This is a genomic window from Photorhabdus asymbiotica, from assembly GCF_003634575.1.
In the GTDB taxonomy this organism is placed as follows: Bacteria; Pseudomonadota; Gammaproteobacteria; order Enterobacterales; family Enterobacteriaceae; genus Photorhabdus; species Photorhabdus asymbiotica.
In genome coordinates this window covers 260334-277836 of sequence record NZ_RBLJ01000003.1, presented here as the reverse complement: position 1 = coordinate 277836, position 17503 = coordinate 260334, and the positions used below count along the sequence as shown (strand labels likewise).

The window sequence follows — 17503 nt, the reverse complement described above, 5'->3', positions numbered from 1 at the left end:
AGAAGCGAGTGGGCTAGCGAGGACGGTATGATTGTTGTGTAAAGTACCTGTGCAGTTTGCCCGGAGTTAATTTACAACACCGTCGAAACTGCACTCAATACTGAATTACATATTATTTGTTCCATGAAAAAAGTAGCTCAAATCAAGCACCAAGGTCCGTAATAGTGATTCATCTGAAATTTTTCAATTCCACAAGGGTTGGTAACGATCGCGTGACCAGCGATAATAAAGGGCTAAAAAGCCATTAATGCTGTTTGGACAAAATAGTTCAGGATCGAAATGATCATTTTCCGTTAAATCAAGTAATCCATTTACCCATTGCCGCATTTCTTCGTATTCTTCGTGGGAAGGGTCATTAAGTATTGCTATTAAATTCTCATAGCCATAGACACCGCCAGTATCTTCAAGAGGGCAGGCGCGTGCACCATCCAGACAATAAATAGGCAGAGGAAGATCTTTCTCAGGATAATTACTGTTTTCTAAGGTAATTTCATGTTCCCAGTTATCGCCAAAATCATAGATGTAGCTAAACGTTCGGCCTTTTTGCTTAACTAAATCTATCAGGCGATATAAACCTTCTTCCTCTCCATCAGATGGCTCTTCTGGCATTTCCGTTAGCCGCTGCTTGCCAATACGAAATTCATGCAAGTGGCTATCCTGCCATCCCATAACGATTTGTATCGCATCATGCAATCTGTCGAGTGGGATCGAGGCAGGAACGACAAATTGTCGCCAGATAGCAGGTTGTGAATCTATGAGGGTAATTTTTAACTGATAGAATTTCTCGTTCATTACTCATCTCCTAAGGGTTTCGGAATGATTCTTTCAACGGGTTCCATTTGTTGTCAATATTTCGTTGAATTTCTTTGGCTAAAATTGTTGGAATACCAACAACTTTAGCTTCCTGTGAAAGTCTTTAGCGATGTCATAAATTTCAGTAGCGATATTAATAATTACTTTTGCCCCAGATAGCCCTACCATTAATTCTATTGTTTTTTTTGTTATATTTGATCCGTAACCATTGAAAGCTGTCATATGTTCATTATAGCGCGATGGGCTATACATAATGTCGTAAAAAGGGGATATATGCCAGTTGTCATTTATCATCGGCTATGTAACCTGTAATGAGTTATCAAATTTGAGGTTAAATGGCGATAGAGCTTTTATTATACGGGTAAATAGTTATTATCGTATTGGAAGTAAACTCGGCTGCTGTTTTCAGCTAATTTACTGATATTTTCAACATTTTCATTGTATTCTACCAGTAGTGGGGTATTAAGCATGTTTTAATACTTCCTTCGATACTTTGGGGCTGGTGATCTACTTTGGTTGTAACCCTTTTTTTGCGGTAAATCGTAACATTTTGATTTATATTGGAAATAAATTGTTGCTTATAAAAAGGGTTTTTTCACTTTTTATTACTATCGCTCTTTAATAATCAGCGGGTTAACGCTAATATCTAACGTTCACTGTCGTACAGGCAGCTTAGAAAACACAGCAACAAAACAATTTCATTATTCCGATGTTCACTGCCGTACAGGCAGCTTAGAAAAGTAACCATAATGCCATCATCTTTCCAGATCGGTTCACTGCCGTACAGGCAGTTTCATTTTGGCCTTTGATGAACTGATGGTGTGATAAAAGGAGCTAAGAGGTTTTTGGCTCCTTGTATTATATACCTTTCATCTTTCAAGCTGCTGCTTTGTTGGCTGCTTTCACTTACCCCAGTCACATCGTTATTTATGCTCCTGGGAATGCGTTCATTTGCCGCCGCGCTGCAACTCGAAATCTATTGGGTATATTCATGTGAAAAGAGGATTTAGATATACCCGTCATCTTTCAAGTTGCCTCTTTGTTGGCTGCGTTCACTTACCCCAGTCACATAGTTATCTATGCTCCTGGGGATGCGTTCACTTGCCGCCGCACTGCAACTTGAAATCTATTGGGTATATGCTCCCGGGGATTCGCTCCCTTGCCGTCGCGATGCATCTTGAAATCCATAGGGTATAGATATTAAAAATACATATTTTTATTTAATAACATCATCTATTAGTTTCTAAAAAAATTTATTTCTAATTTAATTATAAGAAATAAATAAAAGTATTTTATGATGTTAATGGTTATTTTATAAAATAAAAAATCCTCATCAGTATATAGACGAGGATTTTGGATAATCAGATGATATTTTAAGGCTTCAAGGAAAATAACAACTCATATTAAAATATTTTTGTAAAAAAGAGATATTTTAATCGAGGAGTCTTTTTGACGGAACTTCCCATATTCTGGAAAATCGTTTTACATTACTCGCTGTGTAAATCACGGTATGGGATATATTGCGGTGACCGAGATAATCCTGAATAAGGCGCGTATCTCTCCCCAAATCAGCAAGAGCATAGCCGCAGGCATGTCTTAACATATGTGGGTGAGGTGAAATACTGACTAATGCTTGCTTGCCATATCGCTTTAATAAACCATAAACCTGTTGACGTGAAATAGCGCCTGATTTTTGCGATAAAAAGACCCACGGTGTATTTGCTTCCCTCCAACTCTTTCTGATTTTAAGCCATTGATTTAATGCGTTAATTTCTTCAGATATTAATGGATGTGTTGTTGATAAACCCCCTTTTAATCGCCTCACATGAATAATTTCTGAACTAAGGTCAAGGTCGGATAGTGTTAAATTGCATAGCTCGCTGACTCTAAACCCATGAATGAAGCACATGAGTAACATGCAGTAATCTCGTTCAGCATGACGACCCTGACGTGCTTTTTCTAAGATCGCATCAATTTCATGTCTGGTTAAGAATTTACGCTTCTTCATGAAAATAGTTCCTGTGAAATTTGAGCAGATAGTTATGGGTAGAAAATAATATTAATCTACCGGAATATACCAATTAATAGAACTATTATAAAATTATTAGCTGGTAATTCTATTTATTTGGGAGAAAATCTATAAAGACTGTTTTTAGATAGTCATAAATAGCCATTTTTTAATAGAAAATATCAGCTTGTAAACTTTGTAATTGTATATTAAGAAACTATTAGGTAATAAAGAGAAACTAAACAGAATGCACCAAACTGTAAATATGTTCCTACAAAACTACCTCTTAAGTCAAATTTTGTGTAATGTAGGATTGCCAATATTTAACTATTTATAATATAGGAGATTTTTTCATTATATTTTACTATTTTTCATGTTTCATTATTAATATATTGTAAAAAATCAGTTAGTTCATCTGAATTCAATCAGATATTAGTTAATCACTTAGATTATAAATTCAAAATTGTATGTAATTTTGAATTTTTACTTCAAATTATTACTTATGATTAGTTTTTTTAACTAAATAAAACAGTTTGGTGCATTTTGTTTGGTTTTAAAAATATTAATCCGAAATTTTAAAACCCTATTTTGCGCTGGATATCTGGTGTATGGAGTTGGAATCCTGCACTGCTATTTGTTTATGGTTATGGGTATTTTATCCTTAAATTCAAGGAATTAACTTACATGAAATTGAATAAATTGGTTATGGCTCTGGGATTAGGTGTGGTTCTAGCTGTGGGCTCTGTAAATGCAGCTAACCCTAGTCAAGGTCATGGAACCGTGACTTTTACTGGTTCTATCATTGATGCACCTTGTTCTATCACACCGGAAACGGTTGATCAGGTTGTACCAATGGGTGCTATTTCTAACGCAGCGTTGAAAAACGGTGGCCGTTCTTCCTCCAGGTCGTTCAAAATTTCTTTAGAAAACTGCACTACCGATACGATAAGTACGGTAACAACCACGTTTGTCGGTGCCAAATCCAATATAGTTGGCGGTGACGGTCTGTTAGGTATTGAAGGGACGGCTAAAGGTGCAGGTATTGCAATCACTGATGCAGGCGGGAATAAGATTAAACTGGGCACGCCTTCTCCCGCTGTAGCGCTGCATGATGGTAATAATGATCTCAACTTTGCGGCTTATCTTCAGGGGGATACAACGCCTGATGCAGTTGTTCCAGGTGAATTCACTGGTATTGCCAATTTCCAGCTAGCTTATCAATAACTCTTTTCATGCATGGAAACGCTTACTGGCAGTAGGCGTTTCCTAATAAAAAGTTTTGCATGAGTTTAGCCGGAGAAAAGTCATGAGCCGATATGCTGTCGTTGGTGTGGTGCCCTGCATGCTAATGTTTTCTTGCATTGTTGTTGGTGCTGAAGCGATTGCTCCACGAGGAGCAGCACAAGGGCATGGTCGCGTTAGCATGCAAGGAGCCATCATTGATACGGCCTGTGCGATTGATGCGGGTAGTCGTGACCAAACGATTGAATTGGCCACTATGCCAGTCAGCCGGGTGATACGTGATGGACAGGGGCCGAAACGCCCCTTTTCCATCCGCTTGATTAACTGTGTACTTGCCTCAGTGACATCGGGTACACCAGATTGGCGTCACTTTCAGGTGACGTTTGATGGTGCGCCGGATGGGAATAATTTCCGGTTATACGGTGTGGCACGAGGTGTAGCGTTACAAATTACTGATACACGGGGCAATCAGGCATATCCGGGGACCCCACTGCCGGTAGGTGCTTTGCAAGAAGGGCATATGACCCTTAATTACGCGATGCGCTTAGTGGGTAATCATCAGTTATTACAGGTGGGGCAATATCGAACCACCGTCCGGTTCAGGCTAGATTATTACTAATCATCGATTCAGAGAATGTTATGGCTTTGTTTTTGGGTTTGACCACTGAACATGACAGGGTGGCCTTGGCTCGGTGTGTCCGGAAACCTCTCGCTGTTTTGGTATTGTTCGCTGTGATGGGTACTCACATTGCGTATGCGGAAGAAGAAATTGAATTTAATACGGATGTATTGGATGTTCAGGATCGCTCGCGGATTGATTTAAAAGAGTTTTCCCGTGCGGGTTATATCATGCCGGGGGATTACCAGATGATGGTACGTCTGAATAACAGTGAACTGCCGGAGATGCCGGTGACTTTTATGGTACCACCAGATGATCCGAGAGGGAGTGTGGCATGTTTGCCGCCGGATTTGGTGAAACAACTGGGTCTACGGGCGGAATGGGAAGCAAAGATTACTTGGTGGAATAATAATCAATGCTTGGAGGTTAAAACGCTCCCCGGCATGATGGTGCGTGGGGATTTGGGCAGCGATACGTTATATCTGAGTGTGCCGCAGGCTTATCTTGAATATAGCTCGCCGGATTGGGACCCGCCGTCACGTTGGGATGAGGGAGTATTGGGAATGTTGTTTGATTACAACGTCAACGCCCAAGTATCCAAACCAACTAAGGGCAACGGAAATCAGAATGTCAGCGCCAATGGTACGACAGGGATAAACTTTGGGGCATGGCGCCTGCGGGCAGACTGGCAGGCACAATATAACCACGTCACTGGCCGGACAGGTAGCACAGAGAGGAATTGGGATTGGAGCCGTTACTACATGTATCGGGCAATACCCCATTTGCAGGCCAAGCTGACGCTGGGTGAGGATTATCTCAATTCAGGTATCTTTGACAGCTTCCGTTTTACCGGGGCAAGTTTGGTAACTGATGACAACATGTTGCCGCCAAACCTACGGGGTTATGCGCCAGAGGTGACCGGTGTGGCGAAAACTAATGCCAAAGTGACGATTAGTCAACAAGGGCGGGTGTTGTATGAGACTCAGGTTGCGCCGGGGCCATTCCGTATTCAGGACATCAATGATGCAGTCAGTGGCAAATTGGATGTGCGAGTGGAAGAGCAGGGAGGTGGCGTACAGGAGTTTCAAGTTGATACTGCAAGTATTCCTTATCTGACCCGTCCGGGGCGGGTACAGTACAAACTCGCAGCAGGTAAGCCGACCAACTGGAAGCATCACGGTGAAGGCAAGGGTTTTGGTGTCGGGGAATTTTCCTGGGGGATAAACAATGGTTGGTCACTGTATGGTGGGATACTGGGGGCAGGAGATTATAACGCATTGTCGCTGGGGCTAGGGCGTGATCTGATGGCCTTCGGTGCTCTGTCCTTTGATGTCACTGAATCCCGCGCTCATTTACCGGATGAGAATCAAACTCTGACCGGAGGGTCTTATCGCTTGAGTTATTCCAAGCGCTTTGAAGAGTATGACAGCCAGGTGACTTTTGCGGGTTATCGCTTCTCAGAACGTGATTTCATGAGCATGAGTCAATATCTGGATCGCCGTTATCACGATGGCGATGCGGAGAGTGGAAAAGAACTCTATAACATTATGCTGAATAAACAGTTTACGACTTTGGGGATTAGCACCTACCTGAACTACAGCCATCAGACTTACTGGAATCGACCGAATAATGATCGCTATAACGTATCTGTATCGCGCTATTTCGATATTGGTACTTTTAAGAATATTAACCTGAACTTATCGGCTTATCGTAATAAATATGAAGGCAAGAATGACGACGGCATGTATTTGACATTGTCCTTGCCGTGGGGGCATTCAGGAACGATCAGTTATAACGCGATGGTCAATCGGAGAGGTAACTCCAACACGGTTGGTTATTACGGACGGATGAATGAGAACAGTAGTTATCGTTTAGCGGCGGGTACCAGTATTGATGGTAAGGCAGCGGCTAACGGTTATTTCACTCATTATGGTGACCGCGCCCAATTGACGACCAGTGCGAGTTATCAGGATGGACGTTACACCACGGCAGCACTTTCTATCCAAGGCGGAGTGACCGCTACGACAGAAGGCGCGGCGCTGCACCGTATCAATATGCCAGGAACAACGCGCCTGATGGTGGATACCGAAGGTGTGGGGGGAGTACCCGTGAAAGGCTTCGGTGCGATTACCCATACCAATATATTCGGTAAGGCGGTGATCTCTGATGTGAATAACTACTATCGTAATAGTGCGAGCATTGACTTGAATAAACTGCCAGACAATGTGGAGGCAATACGTTCCGTACAACAAGCAACATTGACAGAAGGTGCGATTGGTTACCGTAAATTCCAGGTGATATCTGGAGAGAAGGCCATGGGATTGATCCGTTTATCCGATGGGAGTACGCCACCGTTTGGTGCGGCAGTGTTGAATAAGGATAAACGGGAAATCGGTATCGTCAATGATGGCGGGAATACCTACCTGAGCGGGATAAATCCAGGTGAAAAGCTGGATGTGCGCTGGGATGGTGAATTGCAGTGTGTCGTTGAGTTGCCACACAAGTTACCAGCAGTAGAAGAGATGGCTTCCTTGTTGTTGCTGTGCCAGTTGGCCAACGGTAATAACAGCCATGGCGCGAATGCCTCGCTATCGTCATCAACGTTGACGGCAGAGGCCCGTAACTAATTCTGAAATGACATATTCTGAGAATGAGTAATTGAGCATGAAATTGAAGAACACAATGAATGCAGCAACGATCGCTGTCCTGAGTCTGTCAGTAGTCAGTGAGGCAAGGGCAGCTATTGCATTGGATCGTACCAGGATCGTGTTTAACGGTGAGGAAAAATCCACCAGTATGGACATTAGCAATCAAAACAAAGAGCTACCATATTTGGCTCAGGGCTGGATAGAGGATGAGCAGGGTAACAAAATCAACGGTCCGTTAGTAGTGACACCTCCCGTACAGCGAGTGGAACCGGGCGAGAGGAGTCAGGTAAAAATACAGTCATTACCAACAACAGCACAATTACCACAGGATCGGGAGAGCTTGTTCTATTTTAACCTGCGTGAGATTCCGCCACGTAGTAAGAAACCGAACACATTACAGATTGCGTTGCAAACCCGAATAAAACTGTTTTATCGACCAAAAGCGATTTTTGCTGGCCGCACTGAGCTGGATAACCCGTGGCAGGAAAAAATGACACTAACGCGTCAGGGTGACCAGTATCAGGTAAACAACCCGACACCGTATTACATCACCGTGGTCGATGCGTCGAACCAACTTAAAGGGCCGACTGTGGCGGGTTTTCAGCCGTTGATGGTGGCACCAAAAAGTAGTGCGGTGCTGAGAGGTCATGTGGGGGCGTTAGGGAGTGCGCCAGTGCTAACGTATATCAATGATTATGGAGGCCGACCACAACTGACTTTTAGTTGTGCAGGGAACCATTGTCAGGTAGCTAAACGTTAATCGTAGCGGGCGGCGTAGAGAGGAGGGACGATGCACATCAAACAGACTGGCCGTGCACTGGCATTGGTGATCTTGCTGATACCGGTTGCGGTCAGTCAGGCAGTAGATAACCGAGCCACAGATGTAGATATCGAGGGATATCACGGCGAACTACAGGTGTTTGGTACGCTGACTGAGGCGGCATGCCGTCTGGATATGACCTCTGAGTGGCAGGAAGTGTCTCTGGGGACAACACCGAGCAGTGATTTACGTCGCCCAGGGGATAAAGGCACGCCGATACCGTTTACGCTGAAGTTTCGTGACTGTCTGCGGACCAAAGGTGCCGTGCGTGATGCGCGGACAGGTCATCTGACGTGGAGTCATTTACAGCCGGTGGTAACGGTGAGTTTTGTGGCACCTGCGGATCAGGATTATCCCCATCTGGTACGAGTAATGGGTATAACTGGGTTGGGATTACAGATAACGGACACTGAGAATAATGATATCCGGTTGGGAGAACGGGGCCACCCGCGTTTTGTCGCGTCGGAGCAGGACAGTCTGGAATATTACGTGACGCCGGTACGGACACCGAGAGCACTGGGAACCGGGCAATACCGGGCAGTTGTCGATTTCAGGGTGAATTATGATTAGGTCTCTGCGAATGAAAGGACCGTATTACTGGCGGAAAAAACTGAGCGTATTACTGCTTGGTTGTTTGCTCAGTGTCGGTACTCAGGCTGATTTACCGACAAAAAGGATAAATATAGCGGCAATACCGATAAACGATCCTTCAGGTAAAACGCCGGTCAACATTTATGGGGTTGTTATCGCTCCTCCACCTTGTGAGATTAATAATGGTAATACCATTGATGTGGATTTTGGTGAAGTGATGATTACCCGGATTGATGGGGTTAATTACATGAAACCCGTTAAATACACAGTGAAATGCGAAAAAATGCCGGTTAATGCAATGAAAATGAAGATAGCGGGTAACACTGCCAGTTTTGATCGGATGGTGTTAGAAACTAATCGTGCTGGACTTGGGATTGCTGTTATTCATAACGGACAGAAATTACCTGTGAATGACTGGATGAAATTTACTTATCCCAATTTTCCTGAATTACATGCGGTACCAGTGAAAGAGATGAGTGCGGTATTGAAAGGCGGCAATTTTGGTGCCGGAGCCACTATGATGGTTGAGTACCAGTGAACAGGAGATACAGATGAATCATTTGATTTATCGTGCTTTTTGGACTGTTTGCCTGGGTTTGATCAGTGTGATACCGGGTTGGGCAGCAGATAATATGTGGTTTCACGGCACACTGCTGGAACCACCTCCTTGTGTTATCAATGACGGCAATATGATTGATGTCTATTTTGGTCACAATGTTGGAATACATAAGGTGGATGGGGTGAATTATACCCGGCCAGTGAATTATCAATTGGTATGTGTGCCTAATACCTCTGGCTGGAATCTAGGATTGACAGTGATTGGTCCACAAGCCTCATTTGATGATGCCGCCTTAAAAACCAATATCGCTAATTTGGGCATCCGTCTCACTCTGGATGGTAAAGCATTTACGCTTAACAAACGTATTTCAGTTACCTCAGAAAAACAGCCAGTAATACAGGCTGTACCAGTGAAAAAACCGGGAAGTACATTGCCGGAGGGGGCGTTTGAAGTAACGGCGACATTACTGGCGGAATACCAGTGAAAGGAAAACCAATGAAATATTTTAAATTATTCGTGTTGCGTATTGGTTTTATGGTGATTGCTACCACAGCTTACTGCAATCAGGCCGTACAGGCTGCGGATAATATGCGTTTTTATGGGGCATTAGTTGAAGAACCCTGCACGATTCAACCGGGTGATGAAGATATCAAACTCGATTTTGGAACCATTGGTGAAAAATACTTATACCAGCATGGTCGGACTAATAGCGAGCCTTTTCAACTAAGGCTATCTGGATGTGATATCAGTGTAGGGAAGTCGATAAAACTGACATTCAGTGGCATAGAGAATACGCAGCTTCCGGGCTTATTAGCGTTAGGAGCGGGTAGTTTGGCTTCTGGGGTTGCTATTGGGATGGAAACTGCTGAAGGCAAACGGTTGCCACTGAATAAAGAAGGGGATACATATCCGCTAAAAGAGGGTGAAACCTTAATTGAATTGAAAGCGTATGTGCAGGCTGAGCCGGCTGCAATCGCCAACCAGACGATTAAGCGTGGCACATTTCATGCTGTTGCCACGTTTAATCTGAATTATGACTAATTGCACGGCTTGGATTTTATTATTAGGTAACCTAAATGAAAAAGTTATTTCTTATTTGTTTGGTACTCTTATCACTGTTCTCATCAGGGGCTGCGGCATCAATATTTTCGTATATCACTAAATCGGAAGGTATTCCGACTAATGCATATTATACCTTTGTCATTGAACGCTGGGACGAAGAAGACGATTTTACGCCAAATCCTTGTTATGGCTATTCAGCTTGTTGGATATCTATTAACCACCGTCATACTGTAGATGGTTATTCAGGGCAACCATTTAGGCTATTCAATATTCGTGTAGAAAGATACAGGACAATGAAACAAGTTCAGCAGGTGATATTGAAACAAACAAGTTTTCCGATCACTGGGGTGGCAAAACATTTTGGCCCGGCTATTCAGTCTCACCAGGAATGTGTCGGGTTATTTTATGAAACAGATCGTAATGGTTTTAGGGGAAGGTTATTGCCCGGTTCTTTATGTGGTGTTGCGCCCCCGCCGATCGGTTTTTGTAAGGTGAGTGAAGGCTCAGTTGAACTTAACTACGGCAACATTGATGAAGCAAAATTGGAAGGTGCAACCAGATCTGAAAATATCAATGTCACCTGTAATCGGGATATGAATATTGTCGTGACCGCGACTGGGCCAGATAGAGGAGTTGTACCTTTGAGAGGCGATGGAAGCTTGAAAGCCCAATTGTTATTAAATGACCGAAAAGGCGAACAAGGCGTTCCTATTTTTGTACCGGCTGGAGGAACTGTACCCGTTACGGTGAAATCGATTTTACAGAAAAACGGCAGAGTAGAAGCCGGGCCATTCTCAGGATCAGGCGCAATTATTTTGGCAATGCCATAAATGGGTGTTTTTTTAAGCTAAGGGCTAGGTGAAAATGAGACAAGATCATCTATTAGTAGGGAAGCGTATTCAGAAAAGAAGGAAAGAATTAGGTATGACCGCAGTAAAATTGGCGGGACAAATTGGTATTAGCCAACAACAACTCTCACGTTATGAGAGAGGGATAAACCGAATTGATTTGTCCCACTTGGTGCAGATAGCTTCAATATTGGATACACCGATAAACTGGTTTTTCCTTGATTGTTGTTCCCCTGCAACTAAGATTAATATTAATAAATTAACGGACCAATATATCCCTATTGCAGAAGCAACATTGGGTAAGTTCGGTTGTTAATTGAATACAGCTTAAATAGGAGGATGCATAAACGGGTTTACGGTTAGTTGCGTGACCGATGGAACGGTCACTTTCATGGTTTTTTATTAATTAGCGATGCCATCTCTAGAAATAAATAGTTCGTTTTTATCTATTTATCTTATCTTTATTGCTTATTATTCAGTCCCTTGAGCATGGCTTCTACGGAGTGATAACGATGTTTTGCTTTTATTTCCAGTTACTTGGCTTCTTGTAAGGCTGTCAGAGTACGATTAATGATATAATTGAAAGATTTATCGAGAACGTAGGTGAATGAAAAAATGAAGTATCTTCTTAATTTAATTTTCGAATTTATAGAGACAATTATTGGTTTTTTTATTGGCGGCTCTATTTTTTTCTTCTGTTTTTCTTTCTTTATTTTCTCGTCAATTAATAATTTAATAATATTTAACATGATAATGGTTTTGATTTTCTTTACTGGTCTACTCTTATTGAAATTCCACGATAAAATTAGAGCATTTTTAGTTTGTAAAGGTTTTTTGGATAAATGATATTTTTATGTATTTATCTAAATTTCCTTTATAACGACTTTACCGATATTTTAGTCCTTGATGATAGATAGAAGCACCCATTTAAAATACAGATGCTTCCGTATTTATAAAATATTTATCATATATACCCGTCATCTTTCAAGTTGCCTCTTTGTTGGCTGCACTCACTCACCCCGGTCACATCGTTATCTATACCCTTCATCTTTCAAGCTGCTGCTTTGTTGGCTGCGTTCACTTACCCCAGTCACATAGTTATCTATGCTCCTGGGGATGCGTTCACTTGCCGCCGCACTGCAACTTGAAATCTATTGGGTATATGCTCCCGGGGATTCGCTCCCTTGCCGTCGCGATGCATCTTGAAATCCATTGGGTATAAAGTATTAATTATATCAATAATAGCGTATCTAACCGCGCATTTCTGTTATTTCTACTGCTTTGTCGAAACGTAAATGTTCATCGGCAGCCATAGGAATTAACCAACGCAAATTATAGATGACATTATCTGGTAATACACTGGTTTCATAAATATTGACGATCTCTTTTTCAACAGATTTTACCGAATAAACACGATCATCAAACATATAGAGAAAATTAACCCGATAAACTTCAGGGCGGGTTAAGACTGTAAATAATCGCCATTCTTCTGGGTGTGTCTCAATTCCGGCTTCTTCAGCAAATTCTCTTGCCATGGCTTGCTGAGGACTTTCACCTGCTTCAATTTTTCCGCCAATTCCATTAAGTTTTCCGTTTTGCCAACTGGGCTGTAATTTTGAAATCAGGGATACATGTTTTTTATCTTTAGAAAACATAAACCCTGTTACATAGTTAATCATTATCTTCCCCACTATTCTATGACTAATGTCTGATTTCTGTCTGGTCCATACGAAATGTATTTAATTGGTATTCCAGCATAGTCTTGAATAAAAGATAAGAAGTCAATCAGTTCAATGGGAAGTTCTGCTAAAGATGTGTATGACTCTTTTAGTTTTCCCCAACTTTTAAATGACTTATAGATGGGTTTTACTCTATCAAACTGTAATAATGCGTCATCGCAACAAACAATTTTATCGTCAATTTCATAGGCAATAGCGACTTTTATTTCATGTAAGTCAGCCAGAACATCAGTATTTGTTATGGCCAGTTCTGTTACCCCATTGAGTTTTACCGCATGTTTAATCAGACATAAATCCAACCAACCACAACGCCGTGGTCTTTTTGAAACGGTGCCATATTCGTTTCCACGTTCCCTGATATAATCAGCCAATTCTGACAATAACTCGGTGGGGAATGGTCCATGGCCTACACGAATCATATAGGATTTCATCACACCGACAATATGCATTTTCTGTGCTGGTATACCTATCATCGCAAAGCAAGTTTGAACCAGTGTCTGATACGCTACAGTATAAGGATAAGTACCAAAACTATTATCTAAGAACGTAGCTTGCGATGTTTCAAGTAAAACATCTTCACCAGAATTCAGTAAATCACCGATAATTTCATTAGTGAATGTGAAATAAGGTTCTATTCTCTTTCCATATTGATGCGTTTTCTCTAGCATCTCTTCAAAATCTAATGTGTTATCTCCATTAAAAACATGCTTAATCTGCTTCTCTCTAATATCCCAAAGAAATTTTAATTTACTCCTTAATCTTTCTTTATCTAAGGTATCAATAAGACGAATGCCATGACGATTAGATTTATCTTCAACGCAGGCACCGATGCCTACACCAACCGAACCTATTTTATTTTTTCCTTTATATTTTTCTGATGCTTTATTTAGCTCAGCATGTAATGGTAATACGATATGGCAGCGGGGATCGATAAGTATATTAGAATGAATATTTTCTCTTTGTATGAACTCTATCTCTCTAATGAGTATCGGCAGGCTGATTAATGCTCCCTGACATATATATAGATTTTTTTTATTGAGTGATGAGGGTAATTGAGAAAATGAAACTCTTATATTACCATATTGCACACTATGACCCGCATTGGCTCCGCCATTGAATCTGGCAATATTATTTACATTGCCAGATAAGTAATCAACAAATTTTCCTTTGCCTTCATCTCCAAATTGGAGACCAACTACAGCTATTAACATGAAATTATTCCTTTTATTTATTGAGCCATTCTAAATAATAATTTTATATCTTACTGTTTGTTTAACGATGCTAAGTTTCTTCTTTGGATTTTGGCGTTGAATCTCTATTTATACTCCGTTATGAATCATTAATTTTTTAAACAACCAGGTGAATTTTTTCTTATATGGTTATTTGAGAGAATTAATTATTTGCGGAATTTTCCTTCTTATTGTTTATATACCAACGAATCCGCTATTAATAAGGCTTCGCTTAATGTATCCACAACGGGAACACCTGCGGTTTCAAGACTTCCCCTGCTGTGGGTTCCTCCGGTATAAAGAATGGCGTGAGTGCCTGCCGCTAATGCAGCGATTGCGTCATCGGTGGCATCACCAATAACAACACTTTGCTCAGGAGGAATATTCAGATTTTTTATGTGATTAGCTAACTGCACTGATTTGCCAGTTGTTAATAGTGGCGTATTTCTACCATCTATATAGGTAAAGAATTTGCCAATACCATGATTGTCAATCATAGGTAACAACTCATCATGTTGCATCAGTGAGCATAAAGACTGAGTTGCACCGGCTTGATATCTGGAAGCCAGTAGTTGGCTGACACCGTCTGTTAAGCTGGCTTTCTGAAGACCTGGTCGATAATGAAGATTAAACGTATTGCTTATCACTGACCATTCAGAAGATGATGGTTCACGTCCAATCACTTGTTTATAGAAAGCTTGTACTGGAACACAATAATATTGCCGATATTGTTCCAGAGTCAGTGGTTCAATGCCAATTTCAGCAAGTGCAAAATTCGTTGCATTCAATGCGGCATTGACATCATTAAGCAATGTTCCGTTCCAATCCCAAATAATATGCGCTGTTGTCATGACTAATTTATTCCCTTTTCCAAACTAACTTTTGTGAGCTGAACATTCAGGGCATTGATATGCCAAAGCTTTAAAAGCATCTATCGGCTGCTCATTGTTCAGAGACGTTTGTGATCTCAGACTCGATAAAAGACGCAATAATTTTGTTGTCCATGTTGAGCCTGTCAGGCTGTCATTAAGGATAGATAACAAACTGTGTGAATAGGCGAGCCAATCCGCCGTAGTTGTATGCGCATGCTTGCCATCCGTTAACATCTGATCGACCAAACTATTCAGGACCCGATGATGTCTGAAACACCAAGGTGTTAATACATCCAATGTTTCGGGGTTAAAGACCCGATCCGGATGCCCATAAACACGGGTTCGTAATAATTTTCCCCAATGTAATTCGACAGCTCGTGCTTTTGGGCGTAGTCCGGTCTGCGCTATGACCAGATCGGTTGCTTGATGTAAGGTATCGCCTGTTCCACAATTATCATCAATAATCGTAACCGTTCGTCCAGATGGAATATCACGTCCCCAGAGACGATGATTTTTATGTGATGCATCGTCGTAACGTGAAACTTTCACTAAATGGAGATCGCTATTCCATGTGGCGGCGGTTACTGCCGCCGCTGCTGATCCCCCCAACATGACTCCAACTACAGAGGAGTTTGGATTTATGTCAATTTGTGCCGCAACTAAAGTTAACAGATGGTTATCCCCGTCAATAAACGTTCTGGGTACCTTGTGTTCAGTAGACAGAGGTAATTTCAGGTCATCGATTAAAGAGGGTGAAAAAGTGAATGCAGTGCCGGTCAACGTTGAACTAATAACCTTGGCACATTCCTTAATCCCATCAATGAACGGCACGATATCTTCGTTAACAATCTGGGGAGAGCTTAATAAGCTATCAACCACTCTGAGTAACTTTGCCAGGCTATGATCCGCCAAAATGTATTTTGCTGAGGCGGCACACTGTTTGTCTGTACATTGAAGTTCAGTGATGTACTGCGTGTAATATTTTGCTGCCGTCAGGAGTTCATGGCAGGATCTTTGTTCGTAATAAGCGACGCCGCGCGAACCGACAAATACTGATTTCTTGGCCAATAAACCGGGAAGTGTCATCACTTTTTTGGTTAAAAAGTTTGTTTCAGGTACGCTGCGTAACTCACCCAGTAAACCTATAGAGCGAAAATCCAAAATAGGAAATAAAGATTTGGACATATTCAGTCCTTCGGTAATTGGGTGACGGCAAGGGCATCTTCGAGAGAAATCAACCCAATATGTAAAGCTTGACCAAGAATTGCACCTTCGACACCGAGGGTAGACATATCTGCTAGAGCACGGAGATCATTGAGACTAGATACTCCGCCGCCCGCAATCACTGGTGATGAAGTTTGTGCACAGACTTCACGTAATAGAGTAAAGTTTGGCGAACTCATCATGCCGCCCCGTTCAACATCGGTCACGACGTAGCGTTGACAACCTTGTTTGTCAAGGCGTTCAAGGACATCCCAGAGATTGCCGTTACTTACATTCCATCCATGTGTTGCCAGTTGATAGCCTTCTGATGTGCTTTTTACGTCTAGCGCAATTGCGATTTTATCGCCATGTTCTGCAATAGCCCGAGCACACCAATCTGGTTTTTCTAATGCCGCTGTTCCTAAGTTAACTCGCTGACATCCGGTCGCTAATATGCGGTTCAAAATCACTTCATCCCTGATCCCGCCGCAGATTTGCACGTTGATATCGACCGCAGCAATAACATCAGCAATAAGATGGCTGTTTGAGCCTCGTCCTGATGCGGCATCAAGATCAACAACATGTATCCATTTCGCTCCGGCATTTTGCCAGGCGAGTGCGACCTCGACCGGGGTACCTAAGGGTCTCCGTAATGTTGGACTTTCACCACGAGTTAATCGAATGGCAGAATTCGATGTCATGGCGACTCCGTCAACAATATCGACAGAGGGAAATATTTCGAATGGTTCCTTATTCATCGTTGATGCATCCAAATATATAATTTTAAATTAATAACAATTGTGATTAATACGATTACAGGTTTTAACTTGATTAACAGAAGTCCCTTTTGATTTATTGAAATGAGCTAATTAATTGAATGAACTAAATCAAAACTTCATTGGTGAACAATAATGAAAAGGAAAAATTCCTCAATAAAATTATTAATTGATTTAATGGTTTTTGTAGCTTTGTTAGGTTACTTAATTTGACATTTACTTAATAGGAGGTAATTTGATGGTGGATGAGGTAAAATTGGACTGAATGGTGCAAGTAATTAACGCTAATTTCACTAGTGATATTTTTGTGATGTATATTTTAAAGTTTATTAATTAAAGTAGTATCTATTTCATCTGTAAATAATAAATTTGCCATATGTATTTATTATATATAATAATTGTTGAGGTTATTGTTGTTTTTTTTCTGTTTTATATTTTTCAATAATAATGAGTTTAGTAAAGATAAATATATAC

The 17503-nt window shown here is 41.5% G+C and carries 18 protein-coding genes; 10 read left to right on the top strand and 8 right to left on the bottom strand.

Annotated features, from left to right (window positions below; translation table 11 throughout):
• Positions 1-183 precede the first annotated feature (183 nt).
• From BDD30_RS13485 to BDD30_RS13475, 3 genes are all read right to left on the bottom strand, one after another.
• Positions 184-792 carry a plasmid pRiA4b ORF-3 family protein gene (locus tag BDD30_RS13485; RefSeq protein WP_012776910.1) on the bottom strand — a complete coding sequence of 203 codons (609 nt, stop codon included), beginning with the start codon at positions 790-792 and terminating at the stop codon, positions 184-186.
• Positions 793-1606: 814 nt separating this feature from the next.
• Positions 1607-1732 carry a hypothetical protein gene (locus BDD30_RS24715; RefSeq protein ID WP_282958038.1) on the bottom strand — a complete coding sequence of 42 codons (126 nt, stop codon included), beginning with the start codon at positions 1730-1732 and terminating at the stop codon, positions 1607-1609.
• 513 nt (positions 1733-2245) lie between these two features.
• Positions 2246-2821, bottom strand: a complete 576-nt coding sequence (locus BDD30_RS13475; RefSeq protein WP_012776912.1) for a tyrosine-type DNA invertase — start codon at positions 2819-2821, stop codon at positions 2246-2248.
• Positions 2822-3505: 684 nt separating this feature from the next.
• On the opposite strand from BDD30_RS13475, the gene BDD30_RS13470 reads away from it, so the two are divergent.
• The 10 genes from BDD30_RS13470 to BDD30_RS13425 all read left to right on the top strand — a co-directional run bounded on the left by BDD30_RS13470 (position 3506) and on the right by BDD30_RS13425 (position 11526).
• The gene (locus BDD30_RS13470) at positions 3506-4045 is read left to right on the top strand and encodes a fimbrial protein (RefSeq protein WP_041381563.1); all 540 of its coding nucleotides are present in this window, start codon (positions 3506-3508) and stop codon (positions 4043-4045) included.
• Positions 4046-4127: 82 nt separating this feature from the next.
• On the top strand, positions 4128-4682 hold the full coding sequence (locus BDD30_RS13465; RefSeq protein WP_041381565.1) for a fimbrial protein: 555 nt from the start codon (positions 4128-4130) through the stop codon (positions 4680-4682).
• Between the two features lie 20 nt (positions 4683-4702).
• Positions 4703-7309, top strand: coding sequence for an outer membrane usher protein (locus BDD30_RS13460; protein WP_012776915.1), 2607 nt, complete (start codon positions 4703-4705; stop codon positions 7307-7309).
• Positions 7310-7346: 37 nt separating this feature from the next.
• Positions 7347-8090 (top strand): fimbria/pilus periplasmic chaperone, encoded by a 744-nt coding sequence (locus tag BDD30_RS13455; RefSeq protein ID WP_012776916.1) that lies wholly within the window; start codon positions 7347-7349, stop codon positions 8088-8090.
• A gap of 30 nt (positions 8091-8120) precedes the next feature.
• On the top strand, positions 8121-8720 hold the full coding sequence (locus tag BDD30_RS13450; protein WP_012776917.1) for a fimbrial protein: 600 nt from the start codon (positions 8121-8123) through the stop codon (positions 8718-8720).
• Entirely contained in the window at positions 8713-9279 is a 567-nt protein-coding gene (locus BDD30_RS13445; protein ID WP_012776918.1) for a fimbrial protein, read from the top strand. Before BDD30_RS13450 ends, BDD30_RS13445 begins: the two co-directional genes overlap by 8 nt.
• A 13-nt stretch (positions 9280-9292) precedes the next feature.
• Complete coding sequence (locus tag BDD30_RS13440) at positions 9293-9784, top strand: fimbrial protein (RefSeq protein ID WP_012776919.1); 492 nt, start codon at positions 9293-9295, stop codon at positions 9782-9784.
• Positions 9785-9795: 11 nt separating this feature from the next.
• Positions 9796-10341, top strand: coding sequence for a fimbrial protein (locus BDD30_RS13435; protein ID WP_012776920.1), 546 nt, complete (start codon positions 9796-9798; stop codon positions 10339-10341).
• Positions 10342-10376: 35 nt separating this feature from the next.
• Positions 10377-11192: an MrpH family fimbial adhesin gene (locus tag BDD30_RS13430; RefSeq protein ID WP_012776921.1), complete on the top strand. Its 816-nt coding sequence runs from the start codon at positions 10377-10379 to the stop codon at positions 11190-11192.
• A gap of 34 nt (positions 11193-11226) precedes the next feature.
• Positions 11227-11526, top strand: coding sequence for a helix-turn-helix domain-containing protein (locus tag BDD30_RS13425; RefSeq protein ID WP_041381569.1), 300 nt, complete (start codon positions 11227-11229; stop codon positions 11524-11526).
• A 934-nt stretch (positions 11527-12460) separates the two neighbouring features.
• Here the strand turns inward: BDD30_RS13425 and BDD30_RS13415 are convergent.
• The 5 genes from BDD30_RS13415 to BDD30_RS13395 all read right to left on the bottom strand — a co-directional run bounded on the left by BDD30_RS13415 (position 12461) and on the right by BDD30_RS13395 (position 17011).
• Positions 12461-12889, bottom strand: a complete 429-nt coding sequence (locus BDD30_RS13415; RefSeq protein ID WP_012776923.1) for an NUDIX domain-containing protein — start codon at positions 12887-12889, stop codon at positions 12461-12463.
• Positions 12890-12900: 11 nt separating this feature from the next.
• A complete protein-coding gene (locus BDD30_RS13410) occupies positions 12901-14160 on the bottom strand; it encodes an adenylosuccinate synthase (RefSeq protein ID WP_012776924.1) in 1260 nt (419 codons plus the stop codon).
• Positions 14161-14366: 206 nt separating this feature from the next.
• A complete protein-coding gene (locus BDD30_RS13405) occupies positions 14367-15029 on the bottom strand; it encodes an HAD family hydrolase (RefSeq protein ID WP_012776925.1) in 663 nt (220 codons plus the stop codon).
• A 24-nt stretch (positions 15030-15053) separates the two neighbouring features.
• Entirely contained in the window at positions 15054-16235 is a 1182-nt protein-coding gene (locus BDD30_RS13400) for a phosphoribosyltransferase (protein ID WP_012776926.1), read from the bottom strand.
• A 2-nt stretch (positions 16236-16237) separates the two neighbouring features.
• The gene (locus BDD30_RS13395) at positions 16238-17011 is read right to left on the bottom strand and encodes a HisA/HisF-related TIM barrel protein (RefSeq protein ID WP_041381573.1); all 774 of its coding nucleotides are present in this window, start codon (positions 17009-17011) and stop codon (positions 16238-16240) included.
• Positions 17012-17503 lie beyond the last annotated feature (492 nt).

What these genes read in the sequence shown, in the direction of transcription:
- BDD30_RS13455 (WP_012776916.1), top strand. Translation starts at nt 7,347, where the DNA reads ATGAAATTGAAGAACACAATGAATGCAGCAACGATCGCTGTCCTGAGT.
- BDD30_RS13435 (WP_012776920.1), top strand. Translation starts at nt 9,796, where the DNA reads ATGAAATATTTTAAATTATTCGTGTTGCGTATTGGTTTTATGGTGATT.
- BDD30_RS13485 (WP_012776910.1), bottom strand. Translation starts at nt 792, where the DNA reads ATGAACGAGAAATTCTATCAGTTAAAAATTACCCTCATAGATTCACAA.
- BDD30_RS13465 (WP_041381565.1), top strand. Translation starts at nt 4,128, where the DNA reads ATGAGCCGATATGCTGTCGTTGGTGTGGTGCCCTGCATGCTAATGTTT.
- BDD30_RS13400 (WP_012776926.1), bottom strand. Translation starts at nt 16,235, where the DNA reads ATGTCCAAATCTTTATTTCCTATTTTGGATTTTCGCTCTATAGGTTTA.
- BDD30_RS13470 (WP_041381563.1), top strand. Translation starts at nt 3,506, where the DNA reads ATGAAATTGAATAAATTGGTTATGGCTCTGGGATTAGGTGTGGTTCTA.
- BDD30_RS13430 (WP_012776921.1), top strand. Translation starts at nt 10,377, where the DNA reads ATGAAAAAGTTATTTCTTATTTGTTTGGTACTCTTATCACTGTTCTCA.
- BDD30_RS13460 (WP_012776915.1), top strand. Translation starts at nt 4,703, where the DNA reads ATGGCTTTGTTTTTGGGTTTGACCACTGAACATGACAGGGTGGCCTTG.
- BDD30_RS13445 (WP_012776918.1), top strand. Translation starts at nt 8,713, where the DNA reads ATGATTAGGTCTCTGCGAATGAAAGGACCGTATTACTGGCGGAAAAAA.
- BDD30_RS13440 (WP_012776919.1), top strand. Translation starts at nt 9,293, where the DNA reads ATGAATCATTTGATTTATCGTGCTTTTTGGACTGTTTGCCTGGGTTTG.
- BDD30_RS13425 (WP_041381569.1), top strand. Translation starts at nt 11,227, where the DNA reads ATGAGACAAGATCATCTATTAGTAGGGAAGCGTATTCAGAAAAGAAGG.
- BDD30_RS13405 (WP_012776925.1), bottom strand. Translation starts at nt 15,029, where the DNA reads ATGACAACAGCGCATATTATTTGGGATTGGAACGGAACATTGCTTAAT.
- BDD30_RS13450 (WP_012776917.1), top strand. Translation starts at nt 8,121, where the DNA reads ATGCACATCAAACAGACTGGCCGTGCACTGGCATTGGTGATCTTGCTG.
- BDD30_RS13475 (WP_012776912.1), bottom strand. Translation starts at nt 2,821, where the DNA reads ATGAAGAAGCGTAAATTCTTAACCAGACATGAAATTGATGCGATCTTA.
- BDD30_RS13415 (WP_012776923.1), bottom strand. Translation starts at nt 12,889, where the DNA reads ATGATTAACTATGTAACAGGGTTTATGTTTTCTAAAGATAAAAAACAT.
- BDD30_RS13410 (WP_012776924.1), bottom strand. Translation starts at nt 14,160, where the DNA reads ATGTTAATAGCTGTAGTTGGTCTCCAATTTGGAGATGAAGGCAAAGGA.
- BDD30_RS13395 (WP_041381573.1), bottom strand. Translation starts at nt 17,011, where the DNA reads ATGAATAAGGAACCATTCGAAATATTTCCCTCTGTCGATATTGTTGAC.